The organism is Streptomyces montanus, from assembly GCF_005786655.1.
Classification (GTDB): Bacteria; Actinomycetota; Actinomycetes; order Streptomycetales; family Streptomycetaceae; genus Streptomyces; species Streptomyces sporangiiformans.
On record NZ_VBZC01000003.1, the window covers coordinates 93967 to 109687 of the forward strand.

Consider the following 15721-nt stretch of genomic DNA (forward strand, 5'->3'; position numbering starts at 1 on the left):
GTCGGTCCTCCCGGCTGGATTGCCGGTTTGTTCATGAGGACGTGCCCGGAGCCTAAATGGTTCATGCCTGGAAGGGAACGTGATGTGTACTTCACTCGATCGAGGGATCGAACATGCATGCGACTCTGGGCGGGCCTGGTCTAGTCTGACTTTCGGACGAGGGTGGCGTTACAACGGCTCTACCAGGCCTCGGTACCCTCGGACCGGCGACCGAAGCCGGGGCCCTTACCCAACAGGGCCCCACCTGAAATTCAGCGAGGAGCGAACCGCGTGACCGCCGACACGTCCGTGCCGTCCACAGCATTGCTGACCGGAGCAGACCGGGACGGTTCCAACTACACCGCGCGGCACCTGCTCGTCCTCGAGGGGCTCGAGGCCGTGCGGAAGCGCCCGGGCATGTACATCGGATCGACCGACAGCCGCGGTCTGATGCACTGCCTCTGGGAGATCATCGACAACTCCGTAGACGAGGCCCTGGGCGGGTACTGCGACCACATCGAGGTGATCCTGCACGACGACGCCTCGGTGGAGGTGCGGGACAACGGCCGCGGCATCCCCGTCGACGTGGAGCCCAAGACCGGCCTCTCCGGTGTCGAGGTCGTGATGACCAAGCTGCACGCCGGCGGCAAGTTCGGCGGTGGCTCGTACGCGGCCTCCGGCGGCCTGCACGGCGTGGGTGCCTCCGTGGTGAACGCGCTGTCGGCCCGCCTGGACATCGAGGTGGACCGCGCAGGCCACACGCACTCCGTCAGCTTCCGGCGCGGCACCCCGGGCGCGTTCAAGGCGTCCGGGCCGGACGCGGCCTTCGACGCGTCGGCCGGCCTGCGCAAGCTCAAGAGGATTCCCAAGACCCGCACCGGCACGCGCGTGCGCTACTGGGCCGACCGCCAGATCTTCCTCAAGGACGCCAAGCTCTCCCTGGACAATTTGCACCAGCGCGCCCGCCAGACCGCGTTCCTGGTTCCGGGGCTGACCATCGTCGTCCGCGACGAGTACGGCCTCGGCCCAGACGGCAGCAAGGGCGAGGAGTCCTTCCGTTTCGACGGGGGCATCAGCGAGTTCTGCGAGTACCTGGCCGGGGACAAGCCCGTCTGTGACGTACTCCGCTTCTCCGGCCAGGGCACCTTCAAGGAGACGGTCCCGGTCCTGGACGACCACGGCCAGATGACCCCCACCGAGGTCACCCGTGAGCTCGGCGTCGACGTCGCGATGCGCTGGGGCACGGGCTACGACACGACGCTCAAGTCGTTCGTGAACATCATCGCCACGCCCAAGGGCGGCACCCACGTGGCGGGCTTCGAGCAGGCCGTCACGAAGACGGTCAACGAAGTACTGCGGTCCAAGAAGCTGTTGCGCGTCGCCGAGGACGACATCGTCAAGGACGACGCCCTGGAAGGCCTCACCGCTGTGGTGACCGTGCGCCTCGCCGAGCCGCAGTTCGAAGGGCAGACCAAGGAGGTGCTCGGCACCTCGGCGGCCCGCCGCATCGTGACGAACGTGGTCTCCAAGGAGCTCAAGGCGTTCCTGACCTCCACGAAGCGCGATGCCGCCGCCCAGGCCCGCGCCGTCATGGAGAAGGCCGTCGCCGCCGCGCGTACGCGCATCGCGGCCCGCCAGCACAAGGACGCGCAGCGCCGGAAGACGGCTCTGGAGTCCTCCTCGCTGCCCGCCAAGCTCGCCGACTGCCGCAGCGACGACGTCGAGCGCAGCGAGCTGTTCATCGTCGAGGGGGACTCCGCGCTCGGCACCGCCAAGCTCGCCCGGAACTCCGAGTTCCAAGCGCTGCTGCCGATCCGCGGCAAGATCCTCAACGTTCAGAAGGCGTCCGTGACGGACATGCTCAAGAACGCCGAGTGCGGCGCGATCATCCAGGTCATAGGGGCGGGGTCCGGCCGGACCTTCGACATCGACACGGCCCGCTACGGGAAGATCATCCTTCTCGTCGACGCCGATGTCGACGGCGCGCACATCCGCATTCTGCTGCTCACGCTGTTCCAGCGTTATATGCGCCCCATGGTCGAGGCGGGCCGGGTGTTCGCCGCGGTGCCCCCGCTGCACCGGATCGAACTCACGCAGCCGAAGAAGGGCCAGGACAAGTACGTCTACACGTACTCGGACCGCGAGCTGCGCGACAAGCTGCTGGAGTTCCAGAGCAAGGGCATCCGGTACAAGGACTCGATCCAGCGCTACAAGGGACTCGGCGAGATGGACGCCGACCAGCTGGCCGAGACCACGATGGACCCGCGTCACCGCACTCTGCGCCGTATCAACATCACCGATCTGGAGGCATCTGAGCAGGTGTTCGACCTGTTGATGGGGAATGAGGTGGCGCCGCGCAAGGAGTTCATCTCCAACTCGGCGGCGACACTGGACCGCTCGCGCATCGACGCGTAGGGCTACCGGGTTCCAGGGGGCAGGAGGCGTCCATGTGGGCGCCTCCACCCGTGGGTGGAGGCCGGTCGAGGTCCGGGATCCACCCAGGATCCACCCCGGCTCCGATCTTTCGACCAGGCGATTTCCGTAGCGTCGAAGGCGTTGTCAGCACTCGCTACTCGCCCTTCTCGCCCACGGAGGCCGTGATGTCCGGGCTCGTCGATGCCTTGGTGATCCTCGCCGTTGTGGTTCTGGTGATCGTGCGCCAGTTCCGTGCACGCCGGATAGCGGCGGACCGGAGCTGGTGGATCGTGCCCGCGGTCCTGGTCGTGCTCGCGCTGCGCGAGGGTGGTGTGATCGACTCCCACCATCCGACGGAGTCGGTTCTCCTGCTCGGCGCCGAACTCCTCATCGGCCTGGCCACCGGTGCCGGCTGGGCGTGGACCACGCGGCTGTGGACGGCGCCGGACGGCGCGGTGTGGAGCAGGAGCACCAAGGCCAGTGTTCTCGTCTGGATCGTCGGCATAGCCGTGCGCGTGGGCTTGTTCGGTCTCGGCGCCGCACTCGGCGTACGCCAGGACAGTTCCGCCCTCCTGCTCGCCCTCGCGGCGACGCTGCTGGTCCGCTCCGGGATCCTGGTCCTACGATCGAAGTCCCTCGACCCTGTGGACAGGCAGAGCGCGGCGTATGGTGTCGGCGTGCCCCTGCCTTCGCGGAAGGAGCATGTGTGAGGGACAACGCATCGATGCGCTGGCCCTCCCCGGAGGCACTCTCCCGCATGGGAGTGTCGCGGCCCCGGCGTGTGCTCTCCCGGACCACTCGGGCGCTGGCCGTCGGCATGGTGCTGTGGACGACCTTCTCGGACAAGGACGTTCAGGGTTGGCGGCTCGCCGCCACCGTTGTGGGAGTAATCCTGTGCGGCCTGGCCGCCTGGGCCTTTGCCCGCAGCACCCTTCACCAGCGCCTGCTGACCTCGCTCGGGTTGCTGGCCCTGCTGTTCGGCATCGCCACCGCGGCACAGAGCGCCGGCTTCAGGGTTCCGGCCCTCGTCCTGTGGTGCGCGGGCGCCATTGCCGCGCTGGAGCGGCTGCCCCTCGCGGCTGCCTTGCCCTCCACAGCCGTGGCGCTGGGGGCGTACGCGGTGGCCAACGACGACGCATGGCTGACGACTGCGGTCACCGTGGTGGGGCTTGTCCTCGCCGGATGCGTGCTGCGTCTGGACGCCGAGGCGCGGGGCAACGCCCTGCGGCTGCTGGCCCAGGAGCGGGCGGCTCGGGCGGCCGAAGCGGAGTCGGCGGCGCTGGCGGAGCGGGCCCGGATCGCACGGGAGATACATGACGTGCTGGCGCACAGCCTTTCGGCCCAGCTCGTGCACCTGGAGGCGGCTCGGCTGCTGATCGAGCGGGGAGCCGACCGGGACCAGCTCCTCGAACGGGTCGTGGCCGCACGGGGGATGGCCCGCGAGGGACTTGCCGAGACGCGGCAGGCACTCTCCGCGCTGCGGGGCGAGATCTCCCCGGTCGAGGACTTCCTGGCCGAGCTCGTCACGGCGGGCGACGGCGCCGATGTCACTGTCACGGGTGAACGGCAGCCGCTGCAGGCCGAGGCGTCACAGGCGGTTCGCAGGGTGGCTCAGGAGGCCATGACGAACGTCCGCAAGCACGCGCCGGGCGCCAAGGTCCACATACGTCTGGACTACGGCGAGCACGAAGTGACGCTGAACGTACGGGATTCGGGCGGGACGCCAGGTGAATTCGCCCGCTCCGGGGCCGGGTACGGTCTGCTCGGAATGCGGGAGCGCGCCGAGCTGCTGGGCGGCTCGCTGGAGGCCGGGCCGTACGAGGAGGGGTTCGTGGTGACGCTGAAGGTGCCCGTATGACGGACGGGGCGGGCGGTACACCGGCCCGTGTCGTGGTGGCGGACGACCAGACCGTGGTGCGTGAGGGCATCGTGATGCTGCTCGGGCTGTTGCCCGGAATCGAGGTCGTCGGTGCGGCCGGAGACGGCGACGAGGCCGTACGGCTCGTGGCCGAACTCGCCCCGGACGTGGTGCTGATGGACCTGCGCATGCCTCGCTGCGACGGGGTGGAGGCGACTCGGCGCATCCGGTCCGAGCATCCCAGCACGCAGGTCGTCGTGCTCACCACCTACGCGGACGACGCGTCGCTGTTTCCCGCGCTCCGGGCGGGGGCTCGTGGCTATCTCACCAAGGACGCAGGTGGTGACGAGATCGTACGGGCGGTGCGGAGCGTGCTGTCCGGGGACGCCGGGCTCTCGCCGAGCATCCAGCGGCGGTTGCTGGAGCAGTTGTCCGAGCCGGAGTCGTCGGCGCCCGCCGAGGCCCCGGACGGGCTCACCGCACGGGAGACGGAGGTGCTCGTCCTGATCGCCGAGGGCCTGACCAACCAGGAGATCGCCCGCAAACTCCATGTCTCCACGGCCACCGTGAAGACGCACATCAACAACCTCTTCGGCAAGACGGGGCTCAAAGACCGTGCTCAGGCGGTGCGTTACGCCTATGGAAAGGGTCTGGTGCGGCCGCCCGGCCTTTGAGTCACCTGATGGGGTGAAGAGCGTGGAGAGAAGAGTCACGGCTCTTCCCGTTCTGTCCATCCTTGGGTATGCAGTCAAGCACCGGTCGTCCCCGCCGACGCGGGGACCGACCTGAGAGTTCGGTGGAGAACCACGCAGGTCGTGACCCTGCCCCCGTGGGCTCGGGGGCCAGGCAGGTGCCGTTCGACGACCCCTGGTACGACGCGTTCGCCTCCGGCTGGGGTGAGTTGGACGGCACGGGCGCGCCCGCTCCCGTCGTGCAGCCCGCGCGCGGGGAGCACGAGGGCCGTACCGCCCGCCCGGCCGACATCTATCTGGAGGTGCAGCGCAGCGCGGCCTTCCAGGAGGTTCGCGGCCGGTACCGAAGGTTCGTGGTCCCGGCCGTCGCCGTCTTCTTCACCTGGTACGTGGGCTATGTCGTGACCGCGACGACAGCGCCCGGTTTCATGGCGCGACCTCTCGCCGGCTCCGTGAACGTCGCGATGATCGCGGGGCTCGGGCAGTTCCTCACCACGTTCCTGTTCACCTGGGCGTACGCGCGCCACGCACGGCTGCGCAGGGACCGGGCCGCGCTGGATCTGCGCTGGGACACACAGGAGTTGACGCGGAGCGTCAGAGGCGGTGAGCGGTGACGGGCAACCATCAGACGCTGGTGCCGGGCGGCCATCAGACGCTGGCGCTGCTGCTGTTCAGCGCGTTCGTCGCGGTCACCCTGGCGATCACGACCTGGGCGAGCCGCAAACGACGCGGTTCGGCGGAGGAGTTCTACGCGGGCGGCCGCCTCTTCTCGCCGATGGAGAATGGTTTTGCCATCGCGGGCGACTACATGTCCGCGGCCTCCTTCCTCGGTATCTCGGGACTCATCGCGCTCTTCGGCTACGACGGGTTGCTGTATTCGGTGGGCTTCCTCGTCGCCTGGCTCGTCGTGCTGTTCCTGGTCGCCGAACTGGTGCGCAACTGCGGGCGGTTCACACTCGCCGACGTGGTCGCGGCGCGGATGAGCGAGCGGCCGGTGCGGATCGCGGCGGGAACTTCCTCGGTGACCGTGTCCGTTCTGTATCTGGTGGCGCAGATGGTGGGCGCGGGCAGCCTGGTCGCGCTCCTGCTGGGAGGTTCGAGCGAGGCGGCGCAGGCCTGGACGGTCATCGGCGTCGGTGCGCTCATGGTCCTGTATGTGTCGTTGGGAGGGATGCGGGCCACCACGTGGATCCAGATCGTCAAGGCGGTCCTGCTGATGGGCGGGGCGATCGCCCTGACCGCGCTCGTGCTGGTGCGGTTCCAGGGGGACTTCGACCAGTTGCTGCGTACGGCGGCGGAGCGCAGCGGGCACGGTGACGCGTTCCTCGCGCCCGGTTTGAAGTACGGCGGGGACTGGACCGCGCGTTTCGACTTCATCAGCCTGGGCCTGGCGCTGGTGCTCGGCACAGCCGGTCTGCCGCACATCCTGTCGCGCTTCTACACCGTCCCGACTGCGCGGGCCGCCCGTCGCTCGGTCGTCTGGTCGATCGGTCTGATCGGCGGCTTCTACGTGATGACGATCGTGCTCGGGTTCGGCGCGGCGGCGATCGTCGGCCCCGACGCCGTACGCGGGTCGAACGCGGCCGGGAACACGGCGGTTCCGCTGCTGGCGCTGGAACTGGGCGGTGGCGCGGCGTCGACCGGCGGAACGGTCCTGTTCGCGATCGTCGCCGCGATCGCCTTCGCCACCATCCTGGCCGTGGTCGCCGGGATCACGCTCGCCTCGTCGGCGTCCGTGGCCCACGACCTGTACGCGTCGCTGCGGCGCCGGCGGACCAAGCCGCGCAGCGAGGTGTCCGTCGCGCGCGTCGCCGCGGTCGGCATCGGCGTGGTCGCCATCGCTCTCGGTCTGCTCGCCCGCGACCTGAACGTGGCGTTCCTGGTGGGGCTCGCCTTCGCCGTCGCCGCGTCGGCCAATCTTCCCGTACTGCTGTACTCACTGTTCTGGCGGAGCTTCACGACGCGTGGCGCGGTGTGTGCCGTGTACGGGGGACTGGTGCCCGCGATGGTGCTCGTGGTGCTGTCGCCCGTGGTGTCCGGAAGCCCCGAATCGCTGTTCCCGGCCGCCGACTTCCAGTACTTCCCGCTGCAGAACCCCGGCCTGGTCTCGATCCCGCTGGGCTTCTTCGCGGGCTGGCTCGGCACCGTCACCTCGGCGGAGACACCGGACGAGGCGAAACACGCGGAGACCGAGGTGCGGTCGCTCACGGGGGCGGGGGCGGCCTGAAGATGCCGCCTCAGGTGCGGGTCGCCCAGACGTAGCGATGCTCCGGGCGGCCCGCATCGCCGTATTTGAGCGACAGTGTGGCCCGTCCCGTGCGCTCCAGGAGCTTCAGATAACGCTGGGCGGTCTGCCGGCTGAGTCCGGTCCGGTCCGCGATCTCCTGGGCCGACAGAGGGCCTTCGGCGTTCACCAGCGCCCGGCGTACGGCCTCCGCGGTGGTGGGGGAGTGACCCTTGGGCAGATCCGGCTCGGAACCCGCCGAGAGGGCGCCGAAGATCCGGTCGACCTCGGCTTGTTCGGCCTCGCCGCCGCCGTCCAGCGTGCGGCGCAGCGCTGCGTAGGCCTCAAGCTTGGCCCGCAGTCCGGCGAAGGCGAACGGTTTGACCAGGTACTGGAGTGCTCCGTGCCGCATCGCCGCCTGGACCGTCGACACGTCACGCGCCGCGGTCACCATGATCACGTCGGTCTGATGGCCGCGACGGCGCATCTCCTGGACGACCGCGAGGCCCGTCTTGTCGGGCAGATAGTGGTCGAGCAGCACCAGGTCCAGGCGGGGCAGGGTCTCCATCTGCCGCAGCGCGTCCGCCGCGGAGTGCGCCTCGCCCGCGACATGGAAGCCCGCGACCTTCTCCACGTACGCGGCGTTGACCCGAGCGACCCGGGTGTCGTCGTCCACGACCAGTACCTCGATCATCGCGGCTCCTCCTTGGTGGTCGTGGTGCCCGCCGCGGCGGCTTTCCGGGAGGGACCCGGCTCGGCCGCGGTGCGTGGCCCCTGTGCGGGCCCGGACCCGGATGCGAGGTCCTGCTCCGCCAGCGCCTCCGGCAGCACGATGGTGAACTCCGCGCCCCCGCCGCCCGCCTGATCGACGCGCGCGCTGCCACCCTGCCGCTCGGCGAGCCTTCGCACCAGGGAGAGGCCGATCCCGCGCTTGCCGTGCGCCGGAGGCTTCTTGGTGGACCACCCCTCCGTGAAGATCAACTCGCGCTGTTCGGCGGGAACTCCGGGGCCGGTGTCCCGCACCCTGAGCACTGCCGTACGTCCCTCCGCGCGCAATTCGACCTCCACGCGCGCGTGCAGGTCGCCCGCGACGGCGTCGAGCGCGTTGTCGACGAGGTTCCCCACGATGGTGACCAGACCCCGGGAGTCGATCAGCCGGTCGGGAAACAGTGTCCTGTCCGAGATCCACAGGGCCACCCCGCGCTCAGCGGCGACGGTGGCCTTGCCCACCAGCAGGGCGGCGAGCAGCGGGTCGTGGATCTTCTCGGTGACCTGCTCCGCGGTGGCCCTGTGGTCGCCGACCACCTCGCCGACGAACTCCACGGCGTCGTCGTACATCTCGAGTTCCAGCAAACCCAGGAGCGTGTGCATCCGGTTCGCGTGCTCGTGGTCCTGGGCGCGCAGGGCGTCGATCAGGCCGCGGGTGGAGTCGAGTTCACGGCCGAGCTGCTCCAGCTCCGTGCGGTCGCGCAGTGTGGCCACGGCGCCGCCGTCGTCGGTGGGCATGCGGTTGGCCACCAGGACGCGCTGACCGCGGACAGTGAGCAGATCGGTGCCGGTCACGTGCCCGGCCAGCACATCGGTCGTACGCCCCTTTCCGAGGGCTTCGTCGAGCGGCTGTCCCACGGCCTCGTCGCCGATGCCCAGCAGGCGTCGCGCCTCGTCGTTGAGGAGCCGGATCCTGCCACCGCGGTCCAGCGCGACGACGCCTTCCCTGATGCCGTGCAGCATCGCCTCGCGTTCGGCGAGGAGCGCCGCGATGTCGGAGAACGCCAGGTCGCGCGTCTGCCGGTGGACCCGCCTGGAGATCAGATACGCGGCCAGCGCGCCGACGGCCAGGGCACCGCCCGCGTATGCGAAGAGGCCCGGGATCGCGTGGATGAGCCGCGCGCGCACGCTGTCGTATTCGATGCCGACGGAGACCGCGCCGACGATGTGACCCTCGGAGTCGCGCAACGGCACCTTGCCGCGGGCCGCGCGGCCCAATGTGCCGCTGTCGATCTCCATGACGTCGCGGCCGGCCAGGGCCTGACGCGGATCGGTCGAGACCTTGCCGCCTATCCGGGCGGGGTCGGTGTGCGACCAGCGCACGCCGTCCATGTTCATCACCACGACGTACTCGGCTCCACTGGCCTTGCGGATCCGTTCCGCCTCGGCCTGCACGGGCCCGTCGGCCGAGGGGCGTGTGGACTTGAGCTCCTCGGCGAGCTGCGGCTGCGCCGCCGTGGTCTGCGCGATCGCGAGCGCGCGGCGCATCGCCTGGTCGTCCAGCTGGTCGCTGAGCGGTGCGAGGAACAGACCGGTCGCGAGGACGACGACTCCGGCCGCGATCGCCAGCTGCATCAGCAGCACCTGCGAGAACATCCGCTTCGGCATGCCGAGGCGGAGTCGTCGTGCGGGGGGAGTGCGGCTCATGCCTATGACGGTACGGCCGCAGGCGCGCCGTGCCGTAGGGGTGTGGCGTGGATCTCGTGTGGTGAAAGGGATCAGCAGGGTACGAGGCTCGCCACGGCCGCGGGGAGCAGTTCGCGTACCGCAAGCACGTCCATCCGGGCCGGGGAGCCGAGGGGCGATCCGCAACTCTCCGGTCGGGGCGGCAGAGCGGCGCCCTGGGCGACCGTGACCTGCCAGACACGGCCGTCGGCGTGAGCCACGCTCACCTCCCAGCGCGGTGCCACGCCGTCCGTGCGGACGACGGTCAGCGCATCCGCCGCTCCCTCGCCCGTCGCCCTGCGCACCGCCAGCTCGGCGGCCTGTCCGGGGCGTTCCCAGGCGGAGCTCCCGCGGCACCCTTCGGTGACCACACGCCCTTCCCGGACACCTTGGAGGACCTCCTTTACGGCGTGGGCCTCGGCACGCCCGTACGCGTAGCCGAACGGCAGTACGAGCAGCGTCGGCGAGAAGCGATGTCCCCCCAGGTGGGTGACCTCCCATGTGCCGTCCACCCCGGAGGAGGCGAGTTCGGCGGCGAGGGGGCGGCCGAGGAGGGCACAGCAGCGGTCGCGTTTGCCGTTGGTGCAGACGAGGGCGAGCGGATCGCCGGTGTGGGGGCGGCCGTCGAGCACCTCGTCGAAGGTCTGGGGCATGCCCGCGCCGAGCGCGGCGAGATCGAGCTCGAGCAGTTGCTCGGGGGCCGATGTGGTGGCGCTGCGGAGCCATGTGTTTCCGGGAGCGGTGTGGGCCGCGTACACCTGGCGCTCGGCGATGGTGCGGCAGTCGGCGTGCCGTCCCGGCCGGCGGATCAGGGCGATGCGCACGCCGGTGTTCTCCACGGCCTTCTCAAGAGCGCGACCGAGCGCGGGGTCCAGATGGCTCGAGGTCAGCGCGGAGGCACCCCAGGGGCCGGGCTGCTCCAGCAGCAGCCACGTCCTCGCGGTGGCTGCGGTCCCCGCGAGGGGCTCGTCCAGATCCCAGGAGGCCTTCGTGCACGTACTCACGAAGGTGAGCCTAACCTGAGTTGGACAGGAGTGACTTCCGGTGCTCCTGTTGTCAGTGGTTCGGAAGTGGCTGAGGTGGCCGCGGCCCCGCGTACTGCCCGCTCGGACGCATACGCATCGGAGGCTCCTCGTACTCCTCCAGGATGTGGGCGATCCAGCCCGCCGTGCGGGCGACGGCGAAGATCGTTTCGCTCGCGGACGCGTGCATGCCGGACGCGGCCGTGAGGACGGCGAGGGCCAGGTCGACGTTGGCGTGCAGAGGGGCGTGGCGGGCGGTGGTGGCGACGATGTCGTGAGCTGCCGCCAGGGCGGGCTCCGCCCCGGGAACGTCCTCCAGGAGGGCGAACAGCGCACGCGCACGGGGGTCCTCGGCCGGGTAGAGGATGTGGCCGAGTCCCGGGATGCGGCGTCCGGCGCGCAGTTCGTCCGCGACCACGGGCGTCGCTGAGCCCCGGTCCAGTACGTCCATGAGCAGCCGGTGCGCGAGTCCGCCGGCCGCTCCGTGCAGGGGCCCTTCCAGGACGCCCAGGCCCGCCGAGACGGCGGCGTACGCGTGTGCGCGGGCGGACGCGGCGACCCGGACGGCGAGGGTCGAGGCGGCCAGGTCGTGGTCCACGAGCAGGGCAAGCGCGGTGTCCAGGGCCCGCAGTGAGGCGTCGTCGGCTTTCCTGCCGCTGAGCCGCGCCCACAGGCGGTTCGCGAGCGGACCTCGGTCCCGATGGTCGTGCCGCAGGGGCGGGAGGGCGGCGACGAGCGTGGGGATGAGGGTGCGCGCGGTGCCGAGCACCGACTCCTCGGAGAGGTCGAAGCGCAGGGGGTCCACGGTGGCCGCGGCGATGGTCGCCACGCGGAGCCGGTCTGTCGGACTCGTGTGCTCGGGCAGCGCGTCGACGGCGCGGCGGGCGACGGCGACGGACGCCTCCGGGGCGGTGAAGGACGCCCCCGGGCGCATGGTGCCCGTCCACAGCCATTCGGCGACCTCTTCGTAGGAGTGGCGCGTGGCCAGTTCGGTCGCGTCGACGCCCCGGAAGTAGTAGCGGTCCTTGTCGATCAGGGTGATGCGGGTGCGGAGGGAGAACTTGCCCGCACTCGGTGAACCCTCGCTCGCACCCCGCCTGTTGCGTCGCGCGAGCGCCTCCACCTCCTTGGCGTCGAAGGTGCTGCCGCGGCCACCCGGATCGCGTCGGCTGCTGAGCTGTCCGCGGCTCACATACGCGTACACGGTCTCGGGCTTCACGCCGAGCAGCTCGGCGGTCTTCTTGGTGCTGATCCGCCGGCCCTCGTGTCCAGGGGCCGGTTCTTGATCTCTCATGGGCGTCACCGTATCTGCGGCGGGGTTCTGCATGATTGGGATTGATTCAATCAATATTGACAGAAATTAAGTCAAGCATGGACAGTCGAATCAAGTCCAGGGAGGAAACATGTCGATCAACCAGGCCGCGACCGCCCCCGTCGACGTGCCGCGAGGACTCGCGGGCGTCGTCGTCACCGACACCGTGCTGGGTGACGTCAGAGGGTTCGAGGGCTTCTATCACTATCGCCAGTACTCCGCCGTCGACCTCGCGCAGTCACGCGGCTTCGAGGATGTGTGGCACCTGCTGGTCCACGGTGAACTGCCGGACGCGGCACAGCGTTCCGCCTTCCTGACGCGGACGGCGGCCATGCGGCGACTGCCCGACGAGGTGCGGGCAGTGCTGCCCGCGATCGCGGCGGCGAGCGGGCGTTCCGGGCCGCTGGCCGGGATGCGGACCGCGCTGTCCCTGCTCGGCGCCGCGCTCGGGTTCCGGCCGGTGTACGACATCGACGCGGACCGGCGCCGTGCGGACACACTCGCCATGGCGGCCGCCGTACCGACGCTGCTGACGGCGCTTCACCGGCTCGGCCGTGGTCTCGAGCCCGTCGAGCCACGCGAGGATCTGCCCCATGCCGCCAACTATCTCTACATGCTGACCGGTTCGGAGCCGGACCCGGAGCACGCCCGAGCCGTCGAGCAGTACTTGATCTCAACCATTGACCATGGATTCAATGCATCAACATTCACTGCCCGGGTGATCACGTCGACAGGGGCGGATGTGGCGGCCTGTCTTGTGGGTGCGGTGGGGGCCCTCTCCGGACCGCTGCACGGCGGCGCCCCGAGCCGGGCCCTGGACACCCTGGATGCGATCGGTACGCCTGACCGCATCGACTCCTGGGTGCGCGGACGCGTCCTGGCGGGCGACCGCATCATGGGCTTCGGCCACGCCGTCTACCGCACCGAGGACCCGCGCTCCCGCATGCTCCGCGGTATCGCCCAGCGGTTCGGCGGCCCACGTGTCGACCTCGCCGTCGAAGTCGAGCGCCGTGTGGAGGCGATCCTCGCGGAGCTCAAGCCCGGTCGTGAACTGCACGCCAACGTCGAGTTCTACGCGGGCGTCGTCATGGAGCTGTGCGGCGTCCCTCGTGAGATGTTCACGCCCACCTTCGCCACGGCCCGCGTCGTCGGCTGGTGTGCCAACATCCTGGAACAGGCGGAGGATTCGAAGATCATCCGTCCGGGGGCCCGGTATGTGGGAGCGCCTGCGCCCCAGCCGGTGCCGAGTTGCTGACGGTATAGAGCCTCGGATCGGATCTCAGGGGAGGACCGATCCGAGGTCGGCTACTATGCGTCCGGAATATCGGCTTTTGCGCGGATAAGCGTCTCGCGGGTGATCACTACGATCCGCTCGTAGTCGGCACGGGCGGCGTCGGAGGGCAGCTCGGCATCGAGCTGTTCCGTGCTGTCCGTGCCGATCACTGCAAAACGTCCGTCCTGCAGTTCAAAGATGTCGGGGCAGGTCTGGCCCGACACACTTCCTCTCTCGCGGGGAGACGCACCGATACGGCGCACGATCTTCAAGTGGATCCCGGTCCTTGGTTGGCAGTGATGACATCGCCTGCCGAGACCGGGGGTGTGGCCGAGGCAGGCGAGGACGTATGACGCCTGCTGTGGCGGGTGTGCTCCGGGCAGGCGGGGACAACCTAGCGCCTGAGGCGACCGGTGGTGTGGCGGGACGGGCTCCGTGTGAGTGATTCCGCGACCTCACTCGTCTGGAGTCTCGCCGATCACCCACCATTCGTCGGTCTCGGCTTCGTCCAGTTCCTGCAGCAACTCATCCACCATTGCGCCGATTTGAGCCTCCTCGGACCCGTCCTGCAGGCTCGCCCTGTGGTGCCGGGTGGCGTCCCAGTACTCGCGGACCTTGGTGCTCTGGAATATCCCCCGTATGTGACCGCGCAGCTCGGGGAGGGTGAGGACGCCGATCCGGTAACCGTGCAGGGCGTGCACGTAGAGGGCGTTGGCGAAGAGATACTGGCGCTGCGTCTCCGGCGGCAACTGGCGGTCGTAGGTGTCCACCACCGGGAGCAGGCTCGGGTCGTGAATCGCCTTCATCAGCAGATTTCGATGATCCCGCTGGTACTCGATGAGCTCGGCGCGTCGGGACTCGCGCCGGCGCTCCGCCTCCAGGGTCTCCATGCGTCGCAGCAGGTCCGCGTAGTCGCGGAACTGGCCCTCCAGAGCGCGGCGCTGTGCGGCCAGGGCGGCGACGGCACCGGCGGCCGTCAGCGCGAGCACCGCGGCTGCGGCGCTCAACCCACGTACCCCGTGATTCTGTGTGACCATGTCAACCCCCGGATCAGGCGACCGTCCGCCGGTCGTCGGGTGCGGGTCGACAGGGAGCGGACCGGCGAGCGATGGGCGGCGCACGCTTGCCGTCTTCCAGAGTGCCGAGCGGCTCTGATCGGCTGGGAGGCGGCGAGGAGGGCGCACAGAGGGAAGCGCGGGTCACGTTTCCTGGCGCCATGCCCAACGTGTGCCCCGTGAGCGCCGCTAACAATCGTTCACTTCGCGGGGTTTCCACCGGCTCGTATCCTGAGTCGGCATTCATTCCTCGTAACGAGCGCCGGTTTACGAGCCGGTGCACGCATCGGTGTGAGAGAGGTCGCGCGTTGAGTCCAGCGAGCCCCCAGCAGATCCCGGTCGTCGTCCTTGCCGGCTTCCTGGGCTCCGGGAAGACCACCTTGCTGAACCACCTCCTGCACCGCAGCGGAGGCAGCCGTATCGGGGCCGTCGTCAATGACTTCGGCGCGATCGAGATCGACGCGATGGCGGTCGCCGGCGCGCTCGGCGACTCCACCGTCTCCCTCGGGAACGGCTGCCTGTGCTGCGCCGTCGACGCCAGTGAACTCGACGACTATCTGGAGCGGCTCGCCCACCCCTCCACCGGCATCGACGTCATCGTCATCGAGGCGAGCGGCCTCGCCGAGCCGCAGGAGCTCGTACGGATGCTCCTTGCCAGCGAGAACCCGCGCGTCGTCTACGGTGGACTCGTCGAGGTCGTCGACGCCGCCGAGTTCGACGACACCCGGGAGAAGCATCCCGAGATCGACCGCCACCTCGCCCTCGCCGACCTCGTGGTCGTCAACAAGGAGGACCGGGCCGAGGACCCCGAGCGGGTACTCCGTCTCGTCCGGACACTCACCGACCGCGCCGCCGTCGTCTCCGCCGTGTACGGGCGGATCGCCCCCGAGCTCCTCTTCGACTGCAAACCATCGAGGGAGCGGATCGGGCAGCTGTCCTTCGACGACCTCCATGACGACGGTGACGAGCACGGAGATGGGCCCGGTCATGAGCACGGTCATGAGGACGGTCCTGAGCACGGCGACCGTCACGCCGGACACCTGCACTCCGCCTACGAGTCCCTCGATTTCACCTCCGAAGTGCCCCTCAGCCCCCGCAGGTTGATGGACTTCCTCGACAGCAGGCCCGAGGGCCTCTACCGCATCAAGGGGTACGTCGACTTCGGCGCCGCCGACACCCGTAACCGGTACACCGTGCACGCCGTGGGGCGTTTCCTGCGTTTCCATCCGGAGCCCTGGCCCCCGGGTGAGCGCCTCACCCAGCTCGTCCTCATCGGCTCCGGCGTCGACACCTCTGCCCTTGGCAAGGAACTGGAGGCGTGCAAAGAGGACGCCCCACACGCCGATGAGCACAGCATGTGGGGCGTCCTGCGCTATGTGCCGGAGCAGAGCCCGGAGGCCACGGAACACAGCCCGTGAGCCACGGAACGGATCCGACAGGCCTGACTGCACCGGCCTC

The 15721-nt window shown here is 69.6% G+C and carries 14 protein-coding genes; 8 read left to right on the forward strand and 6 right to left on the reverse strand.

What is annotated here, in order from left to right; translation table 11 throughout:
* Nucleotides 1-270 precede the first annotated feature (270 nt).
* From FE633_RS03090 to FE633_RS03115, 6 genes are all read left to right on the forward strand, one after another.
* A complete protein-coding gene (locus tag FE633_RS03090) occupies nucleotides 271-2394 on the forward strand; it encodes a DNA gyrase/topoisomerase IV subunit B (RefSeq protein ID WP_138043512.1) in 2124 nt (707 codons plus the stop codon).
* 185 nt (nucleotides 2395-2579) lie between these two features.
* Nucleotides 2580-3104 carry a CcdC protein domain-containing protein gene (locus FE633_RS03095; protein ID WP_138043513.1) on the forward strand — a complete coding sequence of 175 codons (525 nt, stop codon included), beginning with the start codon at nucleotides 2580-2582 and terminating at the stop codon, nucleotides 3102-3104.
* The gene (locus tag FE633_RS03100) at nucleotides 3101-4252 is read left to right on the forward strand and encodes a sensor histidine kinase (RefSeq protein WP_246113381.1); all 1152 of its coding nucleotides are present in this window, start codon (nucleotides 3101-3103) and stop codon (nucleotides 4250-4252) included. Before FE633_RS03095 ends, FE633_RS03100 begins: the two co-directional genes overlap by 4 nt.
* A complete protein-coding gene (locus FE633_RS03105; protein ID WP_138043514.1) occupies nucleotides 4249-4926 on the forward strand; it encodes a response regulator transcription factor in 678 nt (225 codons plus the stop codon). Before FE633_RS03100 ends, FE633_RS03105 begins: the two co-directional genes overlap by 4 nt.
* Before the next feature lie 68 nt (nucleotides 4927-4994).
* Nucleotides 4995-5558, forward strand: a complete 564-nt coding sequence (locus tag FE633_RS03110) for a DUF485 domain-containing protein (protein WP_138043515.1) — start codon at nucleotides 4995-4997, stop codon at nucleotides 5556-5558.
* Nucleotides 5559-5578: 20 nt separating this feature from the next.
* Nucleotides 5579-7171: a solute symporter family protein gene (locus tag FE633_RS03115; protein ID WP_138043652.1), complete on the forward strand. Its 1593-nt coding sequence runs from the start codon at nucleotides 5579-5581 to the stop codon at nucleotides 7169-7171.
* 10 nt (nucleotides 7172-7181) lie between these two features.
* On the opposite strand, the gene FE633_RS03120 is transcribed toward FE633_RS03115, so the two are convergent.
* From FE633_RS03120 to FE633_RS03135, 4 genes are all read right to left on the reverse strand, one after another.
* Nucleotides 7182-7862 (reverse strand): response regulator, encoded by a 681-nt coding sequence (locus tag FE633_RS03120; RefSeq protein ID WP_138043516.1) that lies wholly within the window; start codon nucleotides 7860-7862, stop codon nucleotides 7182-7184.
* Complete coding sequence (locus FE633_RS03125) at nucleotides 7859-9583, reverse strand: sensor histidine kinase (protein ID WP_138043517.1); 1725 nt, start codon at nucleotides 9581-9583, stop codon at nucleotides 7859-7861. Before FE633_RS03125 ends, FE633_RS03120 begins: the two co-directional genes overlap by 4 nt.
* Before the next feature lie 71 nt (nucleotides 9584-9654).
* A complete protein-coding gene (locus FE633_RS03130; RefSeq protein ID WP_138043518.1) occupies nucleotides 9655-10605 on the reverse strand; it encodes a ferredoxin family protein in 951 nt (316 codons plus the stop codon).
* A 52-nt stretch (nucleotides 10606-10657) separates the two neighbouring features.
* Entirely contained in the window at nucleotides 10658-11917 is a 1260-nt protein-coding gene (locus tag FE633_RS03135; protein WP_138043519.1) for a citrate synthase, read from the reverse strand.
* Between the two features lie 109 nt (nucleotides 11918-12026).
* On the opposite strand from FE633_RS03135, the gene FE633_RS03140 reads away from it, so the two are divergent.
* On the forward strand, nucleotides 12027-13190 hold the full coding sequence (locus FE633_RS03140) for a citrate synthase/methylcitrate synthase (protein WP_138043520.1): 1164 nt from the start codon (nucleotides 12027-12029) through the stop codon (nucleotides 13188-13190).
* 53 nt (nucleotides 13191-13243) lie between these two features.
* On the opposite strand, the gene FE633_RS03145 is transcribed toward FE633_RS03140, so the two are convergent.
* Nucleotides 13244-13480, reverse strand: a complete 237-nt coding sequence (locus FE633_RS03145; RefSeq protein WP_138043521.1) for a hypothetical protein — start codon at nucleotides 13478-13480, stop codon at nucleotides 13244-13246.
* A 183-nt stretch (nucleotides 13481-13663) separates the two neighbouring features.
* Nucleotides 13664-14215 (reverse strand): DUF6082 family protein, encoded by a 552-nt coding sequence (locus tag FE633_RS03150; RefSeq protein ID WP_246113382.1) that lies wholly within the window; start codon nucleotides 14213-14215, stop codon nucleotides 13664-13666.
* 356 nt (nucleotides 14216-14571) lie between these two features.
* Between FE633_RS03150 and FE633_RS03155 the strand changes: the two genes are divergently transcribed.
* On the forward strand, nucleotides 14572-15681 hold the full coding sequence (locus FE633_RS03155; RefSeq protein WP_246113383.1) for a CobW family GTP-binding protein: 1110 nt from the start codon (nucleotides 14572-14574) through the stop codon (nucleotides 15679-15681).
* Nucleotides 15682-15721: the final 40 nt, after the last annotated feature.